Consider the following 16,527-nt stretch of genomic DNA (forward strand, 5'->3'; position numbering starts at 1 on the left):
CAATATCCCTGATCTTAAGAAGATAAAGTTCTTATCAAGTTAGCATAATCTTCTTTAATGTCATGACTTTCTTCACGCAACTGCGCAATTTTACGACATGCATGTAAAACAGTTGTGTGATCACGCCCACCAAAGGCATCGCCAATTTCTGGCAAGCTCTGGTTAGTTAACTCTTTCGATAATGCCATAGCCATCTGTCTTGGACGCGCCACGCTACGTGAACGACGCTTAGACAGCATATCGGCCATCTTAATCTTGTAGTATTCCGCCACCGTCTTTTGGATATTATCGATAGTGACTAGCTTCTCTTGTAGAGCCAATAGATCACGCAGTGCTTCACGTACAAAATCGATAGTGATCGGACGGCCGGTAAAGTTAGCGTTAGCAATAACACGGTTTAATGCGCCTTCAAGTTCACGAACGTTTGAACGTAAACGCTTAGCAATAAAGAATGCCACTTCATCCGGTAAGTTGATGCCACTCTCTTGTGCTTTACGCATCAAGATCGCCACACGGGTTTCTAATTCTGGTGGCTCAATCGCAACCGTTAGACCCCAACCAAAACGAGACTTTAGACGATCTTCCACACCATCGATCTCTTTCGGGTATTTATCCGAAGTCAAAATGATCTGATGATTACCTTCTAGTAGCGCATTGAAGGTATGGAAGAACTCTTCTTGAGATCTGTCTTTATTAGCAAAGAACTGAATATCATCAATAAACAGTGCATCGACGCTACGGTAGTAACGTTTAAATTCTTCGATAGCATTATTTTGTAATGCTTTAACCATATCTTGCACAAAGCGCTCAGAATGCATGTAAACCACTTTTGCATCAGGCTTATTCTTAATAATGCCATTACCAACAGCGTGCAATAGGTGAGTCTTACCTAGACCGGTGCCACCATAAAGGAACAACGGGTTATACGCACCACCAGGATTTTCAGCCACCTGCAAAGCAGCCGCTTTACCTAATTGGTTTGATTTACCTTCTACGAAGTTATCAAACTGGTAAGTCGGATTAATGTTACTACGGTGATTAGCATTCGCCATTGGCTCGGCATGCGGAGTATTAAAAGAAGGTTTGGCAACTTCTCTACTCGCAGGTCTGCTAGTTCTTACTGCTGCTGTGGCCTGAACAACAGGTTTAGCCGATGGACGGCTACCGATATCGAAACGCAAACTTGGCGCATCGTTACCCATTTGTTCAGTAAAAAATTGGTTGATGATATTAAGGTATTTATCCCTAACCCAATCCAACACAAAACGATTAGGTGCATAGATGACGAGTGTATCGCCTTCCATTTCTGCCTGTAACGGTCTTATCCACATACTGAATTGCTGAGCAGAAAGCTCATCTTGCAGCCTTGCGATACATTGTTGCCAAAGTGAAACCGCCACTGTAGTTATCCCCAGAAGATCATACAAAAGAGGTCTATTCTATAGTGAGATCACGCTGATCGCTATCCTTTAAATATATTTATCCCCAGATAGATCAACTAATCATTAAGATCTCGATCTTAAAAGATCCCTTGAGATCAAAAATATTCAGCTAAGCTTCAAATCCAGCTTTATAAAGCGATCCAGATCGATCTATAATAGATTGCCTTCGATCTGCTTTTTGATCTGCTAAACCACAAGATGTAGTGGTAACTCACAGAGTTATCCACACATTATAGTAGCGTTAAACCGTCGAAGAATATTCAGAGATGCCAATATTTCATCACTTGAGTGCTTTCCTTGTTGACGAGGATAACTAAAGTGATTACAATTCGGCCTCTTTTTTGCCCTTAGCTCTATTTTATAGAGTGTAAGGATTATTAACCTAACAAAGACGGATTGCCATAATGAGTAAACGTACTTTTCAACCTAGCAACCTGAAGCGCAAGCGTTCTCACGGCTTCCGCGCTCGTATGGCTACAGTAGGTGGCCGTAAGGTCATCGCACGTCGCCGTGCTAAAGGTCGCGCTCGTCTTTCTGCGTAATCGTAGAAATGCAAGTGACTAGCTACACCTTTACGCGGGAGTTACGTTTGTTAACTCCCGCGCAATTTAAATCTGTATTTACCAAACCTATCAAAGCGTCCTCCGCTGAAATAACCTTACTTGCAATTCCTAATTCTGAACAACATCCTCGTTTAGGACTAACTGTTGCCAAGCGTTATGTCAAAAAAGCAAACCAACGTAACCGTATTAAACGCATAATTAGAGATAATTTCCGTTTACACCAGCATGATCTACCCGCTGTGGATATCGTTGTGCTTGTAAGAAATGGCGTGCTTGATATGGAAAACGCAGAACTTAAAAAATTAGTAGAAAAGCTATGGCGAAAACTCAGTCGCCGTTACAATGGCTAGCAACCACGATTATTCGTGGTTACCAACTACTCATAAGCCCCATGCTGGGGCCTCGTTGTAGGTTCAATCCAACGTGTTCACATTACGCAATCGAAGCAATTCGTTTGCATGGAGTGGTGAAAGGGTGTTGGTTTGCAGGTAAACGCATATTAAGATGTCACCCTTTACATCCGGGCGGAGAAGACCCCGTCCCTAACAAAAAACATAGGTGCGATAAATAGGTTATGGAATCTCAACGCAATATATTGCTGATCGGTTTGCTGTTTGTCAGCTTTCTACTGTGGCAACAGTGGCAAGCAGATAAAGCTCCTCAACCGGTAGCAGCAGCTCAAACTCAATCTTCAATCCCTGCTTCAACGGTTGCTGACGCTCATAGCTCAGACGTACCTGATGCCGATTCAGCTATACCGGAAGCGGTTACCGCATCAAAAGAGCTAATCACTGTTATTACTGACCAACTAGAGATCAAAATTGATCCAGTTGGCGGCGATATTGTTTACTCAGCCCTATTAGCTCATAAGCTTGAGGAAAATGGAGACGACCCATTCGTTCTTCTAGAGCAGACAAACGATATCTATTACATCGCACAGAGTGGCCTTATTGGTCGTGATGGTATCGATAGCAGCGTAAAAGGTCGAGCTCACTTTGACAGTGCTTCACGTGAGTACAAATTGACTGATGGTCAAGACACACTAAACGTGCCTTTGACTTACGTTAGTGACAAAGGTGTTACTTACACAAAAGTATTTGTCTTCACTCGTGGCAAATACAACATCGCTGTTGATTACAAAATTAACAACACTTCAGATGCGCAGCTTCAAGTTCAAATGTATGGACAGATTAAGCACAGCATCAAGAAGAGCGAAAGCAGCATGATGATGCCTACATACCGTGGCGCAGCATTCTCGACTGCAGACATTCGCTATGAGAAGTACAGCTTCGACGATATGATTGATAAAAACCTAGATGACACAACTCTAGGTGGCTGGGTTGCAATGCTACAGCACTACTTCGTATCGGCTTGGGTACCACCAGCAACAGAAAAGAATATTATTTTCTCTAGCGTAAAAAATGGACTCGCGAATATTGGTTTCCGTGGTGAGCTACAAGATATCGCACCGGGTACTGAACAAACTATTTCAGCTGAGTTCTATGTTGGCCCTAAAGATCAAAAAGCGCTATCAGCACTATCTCCATCGCTAAACCTAGTAGTTGATTATGGTTTCCTATGGTGGTTAGCAGTACCTATCTACAAACTATTGATGTTCTTCCAGTCAATCGTTGGTAACTGGGGTGTTGCTATTATCCTAATCACGCTAACTGTTCGTGGCTTGCTATATCCGCTAACGAAAGCGCAATACACCTCTATGGCGAAAATGCGTAATCTACAGCCTAAGCTTGCCGACCTGAAAGAGCGTTTTGGTGATGACCGTCAGAAGATGGGTCAGGCTATGATGGAACTGTACAAGAAAGAGAAAGTAAACCCTATGGGTGGCTGTCTTCCTATCTTGCTACAGATGCCTATCTTCATCGCACTATACTGGGTACTACTAGAAAGTGTTGAATTGCGTCATGCGCCATTCATGTTATGGATTACTGACTTGTCAGTACAAGATCCATACTACGTACTACCTATTCTAATGGGTATCTCGATGTTCATTATGCAGAAGATGCAGCCAATGGCACCGACAATGGACCCAATGCAAGTTAAGATGATGCAGTGGATGCCAGTGATCTTTACCGTATTCTTCCTATGGTTCCCAGCAGGTCTGGTTCTATACTGGTTGGTAGGTAACTTAGTGGCGATTACGCAGCAGAAAATTATCTATGCTGGTCTGGAGAAAAAAGGGTTAAAATAACCTTTAGCTCTGACTAACAAAAAGCGGTCTAATACTGAGTATTGACCGCTTTTTTGCTTTCTATGTAGAAGCAGTATTTTTATCAACACCTGAAATCAGATTAGGAAACACAGTAATGACTACAGATACTATCGTGGCACAAGCGACCGCTCCTGGGCGTGGTGGCGTAGGTATTATTCGCGTATCTGGCGACTTAGCGAGTAATGTTGCTATGGCCGTTTTAGGACATATCCCTAAAACCCGCTACGCCGATTACTGTGATTTTAAAGACAACTCAGGTGAAGTGATTGACCAAGGCATTGCGCTATTCTTTAAGGGTCCAAACTCCTTTACCGGTGAAGATGTACTCGAGCTACAAGGCCACGGCGGCCAAATCGTTCTGGACATGCTGATTAAACGCGTGATGGAAGTCGATGGACTGCGTATCGCAAAGCCGGGTGAGTTCAGCGAACAGGCCTTCATGAATGACAAGCTTGACCTGACTCAGGCTGAAGCAATTGCCGACCTGATTGATGCTACCAGCGAGCAGGCCGCTAAAAGCGCTCTAAACTCACTTCAGGGTGAATTCTCAACTCAGGTACATGATCTGGTAGAAAAGGTCACAAACCTACGCCTATACGTCGAGGCTGCGATTGATTTTCCAGATGAAGAGGTCGACTTCCTATCTGATGGTAAAATTGCCGCCTCTTTGAATGGCATTATAGGCAAACTCGATGGAGTTCAAGCCAGTGCCAAGCAGGGCTCTATCATACGCGAAGGCATGAAAGTGGTTATCGCTGGTCGCCCTAATGCAGGTAAATCGAGTTTATTGAATGCTCTCGCAGGCAAAGAATCGGCTATTGTCACCGAAATTGCTGGTACCACTCGTGATGTACTACGTGAACATATCCATTTAGACGGTATGCCACTGCATATTATCGATACTGCAGGTCTGCGCGATACCGCCGATACGGTGGAGAAAATTGGTATTGAGCGTGCTTGGGATGAGATAAAAACAGCCGATCGCGTGCTGTTTATGGTCGATGGCACTACCACAAATGCAGTTGATCCCCACGAAATCTGGCCAGACTTTATCGATCGCCTACCAAATAACTTAGGTGTTACCGTAGTGCGCAACAAAGCCGATCTAACGGGTGAAGATCTTGCGATGACTCATGAAGCTGGACACAGCGTCTACCGGATCTCTGCCAAAACGGGCTTAGGCGTTGAAGAGCTAAAACAGCATCTGAAATCATTAATGGGCTACCAGAGTAACCTTGAAGGCGGTTTTATTGCCCGTCGTCGCCACTTAGAAGCGTTAGACTTGGCTAGCAGCCACCTATTACTGGGTAAAGAGCAGCTAGAAGTGTATCAAGCGGGCGAGCTTCTCGCCGAAGAGTTGCGCATGTGTCAGATGGCACTCTCTGAGATCACAGGTAAGTTCACCTCAGATGATCTACTTGGTAAGATCTTTAGCTCATTTTGCATCGGTAAGTAAAAGTTTAATTCCCATTATATTAATAGCAATAACATGCAATGAGCAGGTTACTAATGCTATAAACAACGTAAATAATACAATTGGAAGCCACTAGAGAAACTAGTGGCTTTTTTACTTTTGGTAGCGTCTTTATTAGAACGAGCTAACACCAAAACGTAAAATCCCCAATTAACCAATATTATCAAACAAGTGACCAGAACGGCTATCATGGTCACTCAGTAGGCCTTCAGTTATCTCGATAAGCTCACGCTTCATAGGAGCAATATAAAGACTCCCGGTCATAACAAATTTACGTAAAGCCCCAAGCCTATCTGTACTGATTGTTAAATACCGGCTCCTAGCGCAATAACTGACAAGTCTCACCACCAAAATCACTTCATCCCTTAACCACTAGATATGCCCCAAAAATATGCTGAGATCCATAACATGATCAACCTATAAATAAGATCCTTTTTGTGTGTATATTGAAATAAATTATGGTGAGTAATGTGGAGAAAAGAACATTCCTCCTGAGAGACACACAAAATAAACCACTTCGACTGAAAGCTATGATCAAGATCATTAAAGCTCATATAAGTATCAACAGAGATATCAACAAGCAACTAGGATCTGTGGACAAATATGAACCGATTGACAGCAATATCTATAAATGATTGATAATAAATAAATTTAAGTAAAAACAATTAAGATCTAAATCTGAATTTACTCCAAACTAATCGATCTTTCTCAATAAGTTATACTCAGAAAAAAATATCAATGATCCCTATTTAATAAAAGGCCTTTTTTAAGGGCTAAAATCAGTTCGTTTTACCAAATAAAGTCGACTCCTACGCAGCTCGACTTTAGCCGTTGCCATCAACCCGCTTACCTTTCGATACAAGGTTAATCAGAACCACCAACGTGATACTTTTGATGGTTTGGACAGAGAAGAACTTGAGCTCTTGAAAGATAGTAACCGCCTATGTACGCCTAGGCAGATATTCAACACTAAATTAAAGAGCAGCTAAGCTCAATTCAGCAATACAGAGCTCCCCACCATAACGACTAGCATCAGATATAACTTCAACCAACATCAGCTGATACGCCCCCCAGAAGGGATAAATTGCGACTCTATTGCAAATAAAGGGAATTAAACTGGAACGATCAGAAAACTAGGATATTAGTGCTCGTATTAGCGAGTAGATTTGAAATAACTGTTTTGACCTTTTGCTCTAAACCTGCCGTTTAGGTTGATAGTGATTAATCTTCTACAAACTAGTACCTTAGTTCCACGTGAAACATTTTCTATTTGCAAGCAATGAGTCCACATAAAACTTTTTAAATCAGACGCATAACAAAAAACACGACTTAGCCGTGATTCGTAGAATTATCTAAATAAAGCGGTTTTTAAGAGCCAAAAATGCTAGCAACCAGAATCGACTATCTCAAATACGGGGGGAGTGGTGGGACTCGTTGCCTGTGTGTATTTGAGGTAGCAGTTATCCCCGCTAAACTTCTTAGTCTGAGTCATAAAACGAATGAAATTATCACCGCCGTTATTATGAAAGTACCAATCAGCTGGTTCATCAGCATTGAAAACTGAATCTGTAAAAGTAGCCATAATCAACATACTCCAGGCTTTCTTTGAGTCTGCAGCTGGGTAACCGTAGGCTAAATGAATTTTTTGGCCATCAATAATAATGACATTTTCATCATCGGTTACATCATCATTATCCTGTGGTGGCTTGTTCTGTAACCCTTGCAACACTGATTTAGGGTAAAGCACACTCATCACACTGTGCATCTCAGCCTGCAGGCCTTTCAAAGAAGATATTCTAGCGTCAGACTGAAGTTCAATAAAACGAGGGACAGCAATAACACTGAGGATGGCGAGAACAATAATAACAACCACTAACTCAATTAGAGTAAAACCATTTTTCAGCATTAAATTCATCGTTATATTTTACAAGACAGGAACACTATTATATTGAATTATCGAACAATTTAAAATCATTACCCTTGACTATTATAAGCTTGAATTTCACACAACTTCTTATCGAAATCCCCGCTATAAAGCGAAGTAGAACCAAACAGATAAACGAATAGTCGCTAACAACCTCAAACCTATATAGTGATTCAATAGCCCAAGCGTAAACAAAGCCTGCCAATTTAGTGATGACTTTTACAAGCTGTATCACTTTCATTCCATTTAGATCACGGTAAAATCCGCGCCTTGTTTGAATCCATACCTTTTGTATAGCTTATTTATGATGATCGATCTGTCCCTGTTGCCACTTTATTTAACCACAGTTGTGGCCCTTCTGCTGATCCCCGGACCAGACATGCTATTAATAGCCAGTTCAAGCTTAAGTTATGGCCGAAAAGTAGGTGTTTACGCCAGTTTTGGTAATGCGACTTCAGGACTTATATTGACCCTGTTGGCAGCCATGGGCGTATCGGCAATTATCGCTATGAACCCGATGGCATTAGAAGTACTACGTATCCTAGGCGGTGCCTACCTATTAAAGATGGGATGGGACTGTATGCGTAGCTCAGCAGCTGAAGCACCTGAAATAGAGCAGCAGAATAACCTAGCAAAACTATTATATCGTCGAGCGGTGGTCAGTAACCTACTAAACCCTAAAGCATTGATATTTTTTGTCTTATTTTTACCACAGTTTGTATCTACTCAACTAACCGCCAGCTCTGGAGAGCAGATGTTAGCCCTAGGCTTGTTACTTAATGTGATGGGGTTGGCTTTTAATCTATTGCTGGTGGCCTTGGTGGGCACAGTTGGTAAGCCACTATTGAAAAATGAGAAATTCAGAACTTATCAAAATAAGTTTATGGGGGTGATCTTCTTTGTTTTAGCTATCTGGCTACTGGCTTCCCAAGTACAAAATATCAGTTAAAAAGTCCCGCCAGTTAGGACGATAATCCCTACCACCATACCAACATACATAATGAAACCAAGGCAGTTGCCGACCCATATTGTTGGATTTTTATGGTATAGCCCATATGTCGTCCACAATAGTGCGATAAAGGCATAAAGCACCCAAGTAATTAGAGATAAACCTGCGGCGTGTTCACTGTGTGAGAAAAAAAGTTTGTATAGCTGCGGCAAAGTGGCAAGTGGGCTAACTAGGCCCATGACGAGCATAAGAGGCTCTAACGCTTTACCTACACGCTCAATGATTGACACCATTATTAGCTCCTTATAACGATTACCTTATTCTTTTATCGCTCAAGTATTTAATTTAAACAATATTATTTATATTTTTCCACCGATAAAAGGACAAGGAGAATTACGTCTAGCAAAATGTCTGCAATTGAGCGGAATAAGCTTGGTGTTAACTATCTAAAAATTTAGGAAAAAGTAGATAATAAAAAAGCGGGAAGTATCCCGCTTTTTAGGTCGTTAGCGCATTAAAAAATCTAGCGTGAGCTAGCTTCTATGACCATATTCAATAATTGTTTCACGATAAAGCTTTAATAATGCTTCATCTCTAACCCCTACCCCTACCTTTTGAGCCGGATTAGTTCCCCACTCATCATGCTGATGCTTTCGATCATCAAACTTCTGGATTGTCAGGCCCTCAGCAGGTCCATCTGTCACCACACGAACAGGCCCTTCGCGCAGGGTAAATAGAGTCGGATCGATAACATAGGCTATCGCTGATGGATCGTGGACATGGCAGCCCTCTAAGCCTACTTTTTCAGAATAAAACTTAAGATAATAACGGCTAATATCCCAGATAAACTGTCCAACTTCACCGGCATCATCTCGTAACTGATCGAGGTAATCTTTACTAAAGAAGCTCTCCTCTGTAACGTCTAAACCGATAATCACCACCGGCCAAGGTGCAGTAAACACCTTATCTGCAGCATGGGGATCATCATGAATATTCGCCTCAGCATAAGGAGTCACGTTACCACGGTGATCGTTCATACCAAACGCGCCACCCATTACAACAACTTCTTTTACTAAGCCAGCGATCTCTGGTGCCGCTTCTAATGCCAAAGCTAAGTTAGTTAAAGGCCCAACGGCAACCAAGGTGATCTCACCTGGCTCAGCTTTAACCGAGTCGATAATATATTGATAGGCAGGACGAGGATCGGCAGTTATCGTTAAATCAGTAGACGCATGAACATCACCAAATCCAGTTTCACCATGAACGACTACAGTTGGCCCAACAGGATCACGTACAATAGGTCTGTCAGCTCCCTTAGCCACATCAGCACTAAATCCATACTTCTGCTTTAAAAACAGCGCATTATTAGTACCATTCTCGATAGTAGCATTACCATAAACTGTGGTAATTCCTTTCAATTCAATTGCTGGATGGCCCTCAGCAAACAGGATGGCCATCGCATCATCAATCCCCGGATCGGTATCGAGAATTATTTTATTTGTCATTTTATTCAGATCCTAATCATTACAATCTATTTGGTGTAGGTGGCCGTAAGATACCTTTATCAGCTATTGATTAACGTGATATAGATTTTAAGCCAATTAAACTATTTCGAACTAAGTGGCTAATTCAGGCAAAAATAGACCAAACTAAAGCTTATAGCTCGATCTTTAGGCTAATAAACTAAGTTCACGTCAACCAAACATCGACCATGGAAAGATAATCTTACTGAAAACATGATGCAGAATTCATGACAAAACAGACCCAGCTTAGAGATCATAAATGCAATTTCCCTTATGATGCGTACAGATTCTTGGCTGTAAATAATGCCTATATATAAGCTTTAGCAGTCAACATATCCCCTATTTGACAGAAATTATTAGGATCGATCATGGCAAAAGTAGACATTTTAGTAGGCACCACGCTGGGTAGTGCAGAATATGTAGCGGATGAAATATCCGATCAATTAGGCGATTTAGGTCATGAAACTATTGTCCATCTTGCTGCAAATCTAGACGAATTAAATCAAGATTCTCTATGGTTAATCGTATCTTCAACTCATGGAGCCGGTGATCTTCCCGATAATATCGTGCCATTTTTCGACGAGATCCAAAGTAAAAAACCAGATCTAAGCGGTGTAAAATTCGCGTTGTGTGCAATTGGCGATTCAAGTTATGACACTTTTTGTCAGGGCCCTGAAAAACTGGTGGATCAGCTTATTCAATGCGGTGCACAAGTCTATGTGGATAAGATCCAGATCGATGTGCAATACGATCCTATTCCTGAAGAACCAGCACTGGCTTGGCTTAGCGTCTGGCAAGATCAACTTTAAGATCTAATTCCCCACCTCATTTCCGATCTATTGTTCCAACAACTCACAGATTAGATCTAACTTATCCACATAAAACTTATTAATTTAATAAATATGTGGATAAGCTATTATTTTGATCTGATCAACTGTTGCATTAATTCACATCGGATCTGCTCAATGATCCACCTTGTGGATAAGTACCCGATCTATCCCCAAGCTTAAGTCAGTTAGATCGCGATCAGATCACAAGATCGTTTTAACGTTAACCTTTGAATGTAAAGAGAAAATAGAGTTATCCACCGAAAAGTGCGATCCTAATAGTAAACATAATAAGAGATCTATATAAAGATCTTAAGATCTATTAAGGCGATCCCCCTTGATCAAAACAAGCTAAATAGATCGTTCACCTTAAGCAAAGCAAATGCTAAAATGCTCTGCTCAGAAACAATTTATCCTTTTACTAATCGAAGGCTGTCGAATGCAATTTCATGAACGGTTTGATGTAATCGTTGTTGGTGGTGGTCATGCTGGTACTGAAGCGGCTTTAGCTTCTGCCAGAATGGGATCAAAAACACTTTTGCTGACCCATAACATAGATACTTTGGGACAAATGTCCTGTAACCCTGCTATCGGCGGCATAGGTAAAGGACACTTAGTCAAAGAAATTGATGCGCTAGGCGGAGCAATGGCTGTAGCTACTGACTTTGCTGGTATTCAATTTCGCACATTGAACTCAAGCAAAGGGCCTGCAGTTCGTGCTACTCGTGCACAAGCCGACAGAGCGCTTTATCGTCATAAGATCCAAGAGATCCTGCAGCACCAAACTAATCTACGTATTTTTCAACAAGCGGTTGACGATCTTGTTGTTGAAAACGATAGAGTTATTGGTGTTGTTACACAGATGGGGTTAGCCTTTGAGGCTCCAGCTGTAGTCTTAACAGCTGGTACATTCCTTGGTGGAAAGATCCATATTGGATTAGAAAACTACAGTGGTGGTCGAGCGGGTGATCCACCCTCTATCGCCCTAGCTCATAGACTTAGAGAGTTACCAATTCGTGTTGGTCGCTTAAAAACCGGTACACCACCACGAATCGATGCAAATACTATCGATTTTTCACAGATGACAGAACAAAAAGGTGATGATCCATTACCTGTGATGTCATTTATCGGTGACGTTAACGATCATCCAGAGCAAGTTTCTTGTCACATTACGCATACTAACGAGCGTACTCACGATATTATTCGTGGAGGTTTAGACAGAAGCCCAATGTACTCAGGGATTATCGAAGGAATAGGTCCACGCTACTGCCCTTCTATCGAAGATAAGATTAATCGTTTTGCCGATAAAACATCGCATCAGATCTTTATCGAACCAGAGGGATTAAATACGACTGAGATCTATCCAAATGGTATCTCAACCAGTTTACCGTTCGATGTGCAATTGAACTTAGTTCGTTCAATCAAAGGCATGGAAAACGCACAGATCATGCGTCCAGGTTATGCTATCGAGTATGATTATTTTGATCCTCGCGATCTTAAAAATTCACTAGAGACTAAAACGATCGGTGGTTTGTTCTTTGCTGGACAAATTAACGGTACAACTGGCTACGAAGAAGCCGGTGCACAGGGTCTATTAGCGGGTATGAACGCATCATTACAAGTTCAGGGCAAAGAAGCTTGGTGTCCACGCCGCGATCAAGCCTATCTAGGTGTATTAGTTGACGATCTGTCTACATTGGGTACCAAAGAACCCTACCGTATGTTCACTAGCCGAGCGGAATATCGTTTATTGCTCCGCGAAGATAATGCCGATCTACGTTTAACCGAAAAGGGTCGTGAACTCGGTTTGGTTGATGATCATCGTTGGGCACTGTTTAGTGAGAAGATGGAGTCGATCGAAACTGAATTACAGCGCTTACGTGGACAGTGGATCCACCCTAACTCACCTTTGGTTGATGTGTTGAATCCGCATTTGAATACACCGATTACCCGTGAAGCAACGTTTGAAGATCTGCTACGTCGTCCAGAAATGGATTATCCAAAGCTGATGTCTATCGATGGATTCGGTCCTGGACTTGAAGATCAACGTGCAGCTGAGCAAGTGCAGATCCAGGTTAAGTACTCTGGCTATATTCAGCGTCAGCAAGGTGAAATAGATAAAGCGATTCGTCATGAAACAACCCTGCTACCACTTGAACTTGATTATCAGGAAGTTCCAGGCTTGTCTAATGAGGTGATTGCTAAGTTGAATGAGCATAAGCCTGAAACCATAGGTCAAGCTTCACGAATTTCAGGAATGACACCAGCGGCTATTTCTATTTTGCTGGTTCACCTAAAAAAACGTGGTTTATTGAGAAAGAGCGCTTAGTTCGCTCTTAATTCGGTAGTTTTACATGATAAAGGGAAGTCTTGAGGCTTCCTTTCATCTTTTCAGCGATTCATAATACCGATTGATATTTAATTCGCTCTATTTGAGGACACAAACTGTGTTATCTGCCCAATTAAATGATTATTTGGCCGAAGTCGGCCTGACTGCTACCGAGCAGCAAAAACAGCAGCTTGTAGACTTTGTTGGCATGCTCAATAAGTGGAACAAGGCATTTAACCTGACTTCTGTTCGCGATCCTGAGCAGATGTTAATTCGCCATATCATGGACAGCTTAGTGGTTTCACCGCATCTTGAGGGAAAACGTTTTATCGATGTTGGTACTGGCCCTGGTTTACCAGGGATCCCGCTTGCGATCTTAAATCCAGATAAAGAGTTTGTACTGCTCGATAGCTTAGGTAAGCGTATTCGCTTTCAAAAGCAGGTGCAGTTTGAGTTAGGTATCAATAATATCTCTTCAATTGAAAGCCGTGTTGAGGCTTACCAGCCTGAAGAACTATTCGATGGCGTACTAAGTCGTGCATTCGCATCGATTCAAGATATGCTGCATTGGTGTCAGCATTTACCTAAAGCTGATGGCTGCTTTTACGCGCTTAAGGGACAGTTGAGTGAAGAAGAGATGTCACAGATGCCTAAGGGCTTTGTGGTGACCGATACTATCGAACTTAACGTACCTAAACTCGAAGAACAGCGTCATCTGTTAAGAGTTATCAAGCAAGATTAATTTTGTGCGGGCGCTCTTTTGAGTGCCCGCAAGCTAATTTTATTTGGGTCGCGATAGATAAAGACCTAATGAAGTGAGCTACAGCTTATAAAGCGCACTGAAAAGTTGCATTCTTTCAGCGCTTCAAGCAATTTGTTACTAATAACCATTAGATTTAGTGCGCTAATTTCTTAAGTGAACGCGAGCTTAGGAATATAATACAGGCGACTTACAGGGTGATATTGTGGGTAAAGTGATTGCCGTGGCCAACCAGAAAGGTGGCGTCGGAAAAACAACAACTTGTGTAAATTTAGCAGCCTCTTTAGCGGCGACTAAACGTCGTGTTTTGTTGATCGATCTTGATCCACAGGGAAATGCGACCATGGGCAGCGGTATCGACAAGTATGAAGTCGAGAATACAGCCTATGAATTACTGGTTGAAGAGAAACCATTCGAAGAGGTTGTTTGCCGAGATACCAATGGTAAGTATGATCTTATCGCTGGCAATGGTGACGTGACGGCTGCTGAGATTAAACTCATGGAGTTTTTTGCTCGTGAAGTTCGTTTGCGCAATGCCCTCGCCCCAATCAAAGATGATTACGATTATATTTTCATCGACTGTCCACCTTCACTAAACATGCTAACAGTTAATGCTATGTCCGCAGCAGACTCTGTGCTGGTTCCTATGCAGTGTGAGTACTACGCGCTGGAAGGATTAACAGCCTTGATGGATACCATTAGTAAACTTGCAGCCATGGTTAATTCAGGTCTACATATCGAAGGGATCTTGCGTACCATGTACGATCCACGTAATCGACTCTCCAACGATGTTTCTGATCAGTTAAAGCAACACTTCGGTGATAAAGTTTACCGTACTGTAATCCCACGGAATGTTCGCTTAGCCGAGGCGCCAAGTTTTGGAGCGCCCGCTATGTATTACGACAAATCGAGCGCAGGGGCTAAAGCCTATCTAGCATTGGCTGGCGAAATAATTCGTCGTGCAGAGCAGCTAACCCAGGCTGAGCAAGTTTAAGGATAAAAGATGACACTGAAAAAAAGAGGCTTGGGTAAAGGCCTAGATGCACTATTGAGTACCAGTCAAGCGGCTAGTCAGCGTGTTGCACCTACAGCAGAAGTTGAGCAAAAGGTTAAAAACGATGATTTAATCACGTTAGATATCGATAGGTTACAACCTGGTAAGTACCAGCCGCGTAAAGATATGGCTCCAGAGGCACTTGAAGAGCTTGCTGAATCTATTCGTGCTCAAGGTATTATTCAACCGATTGTTGTACGTAAAGTTTCCCCTGAAAATTATGAGATCATCGCTGGTGAACGTCGTTGGCGCGCATCACAATTAGCTGGCTTAGCTGCTATCCCTTGTATTGTTAAGCAGGTTCCTGATGAAGCTGCTGTCGCTATCGCGCTAATCGAAAATATCCAACGTGAAGACTTAAATGCGATGGAAGAAGCGATTGCACTAAACCGTTTAATTGAAGAATTTGAGCTAACTCACCAGCAGATAGCCGACGCAGTTGGTAAATCTCGTGCAACGGTCTCAAATTTGTTACGACTTAATGGCTTAAATGAACCTGTTAAGCGTATGCTTGAGTATGGCGATATCGATATGGGTCATGGTCGTGCGTTGTTGGCGATCAGTGGAGACGAGCAAACGAATCTCGCTCGATTGGTTGTTGCTAAAGAATTAACAGTTCGTGAAACTGAACGATTGGTCAATAAAACCTTAAATCAAACTGAAATCCTCGAAAAGCCAGCTAAAGATCATGATGTAGTCCGTTTAGAGAGCCAATTAATTGAAAGACTAGGTGCTAAGGTTACGTTAACGCATAACAAAAAGGGGAAAGGTAAAATGGTAATAAACTATCAAGATTTGGCTGAATTAGAGGGAATTATCAGCAAAATTCACTAAAATCTCAAAGTTAACACTATATTATGTAACTTTGTGACATTCGTTAATCTTACACTTTTAGACTTTTGGCGTAGATCACACTAAAAGTCCCCTTTTTATCCCTCTTAAACTTGCTTTGAAAGCCTGAAACGGTATACTTTCGCAAGCTTTTTGTACCTCGGGTTTATACGGATATTTGTAATCCTGTCATCGAAACAAGAAGTTATAATGCGGAGAAGGTAAATTGAGCAAGGTTTTAGCACGTCGTGGCCGGCGGTCAGCCTATAGATTAGTTTTACTGCAGGCGGCGGTTGCTGGATGTGTTTCCCTTTTCTTTTTCGCTATGTGGGGAGTTCAGTATGGTATATCTGCCTTGGCAGGTGGTGCTATCGCTGTATTCCCTAATTTTGTGTTCGCAACCCTAGCTTTCTCCCATTCGGGGGCACAAGCATCAGGAAAGGTCGTAAGATCGTTTTTCCTGGGGGAAGCGGTAAAGTTGCTGTTAACCATTGTATTATTTTCGCTTGCATTTGGTTTGATGAAATCGTCATTTATGCCGTTATTCATCTGTTACTTACTTGTGTTAATTGTACCTTGGACAGTCCCTTTATACTTCAAACAAAATTAAGTGAGATTAAT

The 16,527-nt window shown here is 42.1% G+C and carries 16 protein-coding genes; 12 read left to right on the plus strand and 4 right to left on the minus strand.

The genetic code is table 11. The annotated features are described in order from the left end of the window. Positions 1-14 precede the first annotated feature (14 nt). Entirely contained in the window at positions 15-1,400 is a 1,386-nt protein-coding gene (gene dnaA, locus JMA39_RS19825) for a chromosomal replication initiator protein DnaA (protein WP_202723631.1), read from the minus strand. 446 nt (positions 1,401-1,846) lie between these two features. On the opposite strand from dnaA, the gene rpmH reads away from it, so the two are divergent. The 5 genes from rpmH to mnmE all read left to right on the plus strand — a co-directional run bounded on the left by rpmH (position 1,847) and on the right by mnmE (position 5,691). Continuing rightward, positions 1,847-1,984, plus strand: coding sequence for a 50S ribosomal protein L34 (rpmH, locus tag JMA39_RS19830; protein ID WP_011867659.1), 138 nt, complete (start codon positions 1,847-1,849; stop codon positions 1,982-1,984). A gap of 14 nt (positions 1,985-1,998) precedes the next feature. Then, positions 1,999-2,355: a ribonuclease P protein component gene (gene rnpA / locus JMA39_RS19835; RefSeq protein ID WP_202723632.1), complete on the plus strand. Its 357-nt coding sequence runs from the start codon at positions 1,999-2,001 to the stop codon at positions 2,353-2,355. Further along, positions 2,322-2,576: a membrane protein insertion efficiency factor YidD gene (gene yidD / locus JMA39_RS19840; protein WP_202723633.1), complete on the plus strand. Its 255-nt coding sequence runs from the start codon at positions 2,322-2,324 to the stop codon at positions 2,574-2,576. The genes rnpA and yidD overlap by 34 nt, the downstream gene beginning before the upstream one ends. 3 nt (positions 2,577-2,579) lie before the next feature. After that, positions 2,580-4,214 carry a membrane protein insertase YidC gene (yidC, locus tag JMA39_RS19845; RefSeq protein ID WP_202723634.1) on the plus strand — a complete coding sequence of 545 codons (1,635 nt, stop codon included), beginning with the start codon at positions 2,580-2,582 and terminating at the stop codon, positions 4,212-4,214. Positions 4,215-4,329: 115 nt separating this feature from the next. Further along, on the plus strand, positions 4,330-5,691 hold the full coding sequence (gene mnmE, locus JMA39_RS19850) for a tRNA uridine-5-carboxymethylaminomethyl(34) synthesis GTPase MnmE (protein WP_202723635.1): 1,362 nt from the start codon (positions 4,330-4,332) through the stop codon (positions 5,689-5,691). 1,402 nt (positions 5,692-7,093) lie between these two features. Here mnmE and JMA39_RS19855 read toward each other — a convergent pair. After that, positions 7,094-7,624, minus strand: coding sequence for a type II secretion system protein (locus JMA39_RS19855; RefSeq protein ID WP_202723636.1), 531 nt, complete (start codon positions 7,622-7,624; stop codon positions 7,094-7,096). A gap of 313 nt (positions 7,625-7,937) precedes the next feature. Between JMA39_RS19855 and JMA39_RS19860 the strand changes: the two genes are divergently transcribed. Continuing rightward, positions 7,938-8,582, plus strand: coding sequence for a LysE family translocator (locus tag JMA39_RS19860; protein WP_202723637.1), 645 nt, complete (start codon positions 7,938-7,940; stop codon positions 8,580-8,582). Here JMA39_RS19860 and JMA39_RS19865 read toward each other — a convergent pair. Together JMA39_RS19865 and JMA39_RS19870 are read right to left on the minus strand one after the other, a co-directional pair. Then, positions 8,579-8,875: a SemiSWEET transporter gene (locus JMA39_RS19865; RefSeq protein WP_202723638.1), complete on the minus strand. Its 297-nt coding sequence runs from the start codon at positions 8,873-8,875 to the stop codon at positions 8,579-8,581. The two genes, JMA39_RS19860 and JMA39_RS19865, sit on opposite strands and share 4 nt — an antisense overlap. Before the next feature lie 240 nt (positions 8,876-9,115). After that, entirely contained in the window at positions 9,116-10,087 is a 972-nt protein-coding gene (locus JMA39_RS19870; RefSeq protein ID WP_202723639.1) for a nucleoside hydrolase, read from the minus strand. A 386-nt stretch (positions 10,088-10,473) separates the two neighbouring features. Between JMA39_RS19870 and mioC the strand changes: the two genes are divergently transcribed. The 6 genes from mioC (at position 10,474) to JMA39_RS19900 (ending at position 16,516) form a co-directional block, all read left to right on the plus strand. Beyond that, on the plus strand, positions 10,474-10,914 hold the full coding sequence (gene mioC / locus JMA39_RS19875) for an FMN-binding protein MioC (protein WP_202723640.1): 441 nt from the start codon (positions 10,474-10,476) through the stop codon (positions 10,912-10,914). A gap of 457 nt (positions 10,915-11,371) precedes the next feature. Then, positions 11,372-13,261: a tRNA uridine-5-carboxymethylaminomethyl(34) synthesis enzyme MnmG gene (mnmG, locus tag JMA39_RS19880; protein ID WP_202723641.1), complete on the plus strand. Its 1,890-nt coding sequence runs from the start codon at positions 11,372-11,374 to the stop codon at positions 13,259-13,261. A 118-nt stretch (positions 13,262-13,379) separates the two neighbouring features. Continuing rightward, positions 13,380-14,003, plus strand: coding sequence for a 16S rRNA (guanine(527)-N(7))-methyltransferase RsmG (rsmG, locus tag JMA39_RS19885; RefSeq protein WP_202723642.1), 624 nt, complete (start codon positions 13,380-13,382; stop codon positions 14,001-14,003). A 223-nt stretch (positions 14,004-14,226) separates the two neighbouring features. Beyond that, positions 14,227-15,015 carry a ParA family protein gene (locus tag JMA39_RS19890; protein WP_202723643.1) on the plus strand — a complete coding sequence of 263 codons (789 nt, stop codon included), beginning with the start codon at positions 14,227-14,229 and terminating at the stop codon, positions 15,013-15,015. 9 nt (positions 15,016-15,024) lie between these two features. Further along, positions 15,025-15,909, plus strand: coding sequence for a ParB/RepB/Spo0J family partition protein (locus JMA39_RS19895; RefSeq protein ID WP_202723644.1), 885 nt, complete (start codon positions 15,025-15,027; stop codon positions 15,907-15,909). 223 nt (positions 15,910-16,132) lie between these two features. Then, the gene (locus JMA39_RS19900) at positions 16,133-16,516 is read left to right on the plus strand and encodes an ATP synthase subunit I (RefSeq protein ID WP_202723645.1); all 384 of its coding nucleotides are present in this window, start codon (positions 16,133-16,135) and stop codon (positions 16,514-16,516) included. Positions 16,517-16,527 lie beyond the last annotated feature (11 nt).

The organism is Shewanella schlegeliana, from assembly GCF_016765635.1.
Classification (GTDB): domain Bacteria; phylum Pseudomonadota; class Gammaproteobacteria; order Enterobacterales; family Shewanellaceae; genus Shewanella; species Shewanella schlegeliana.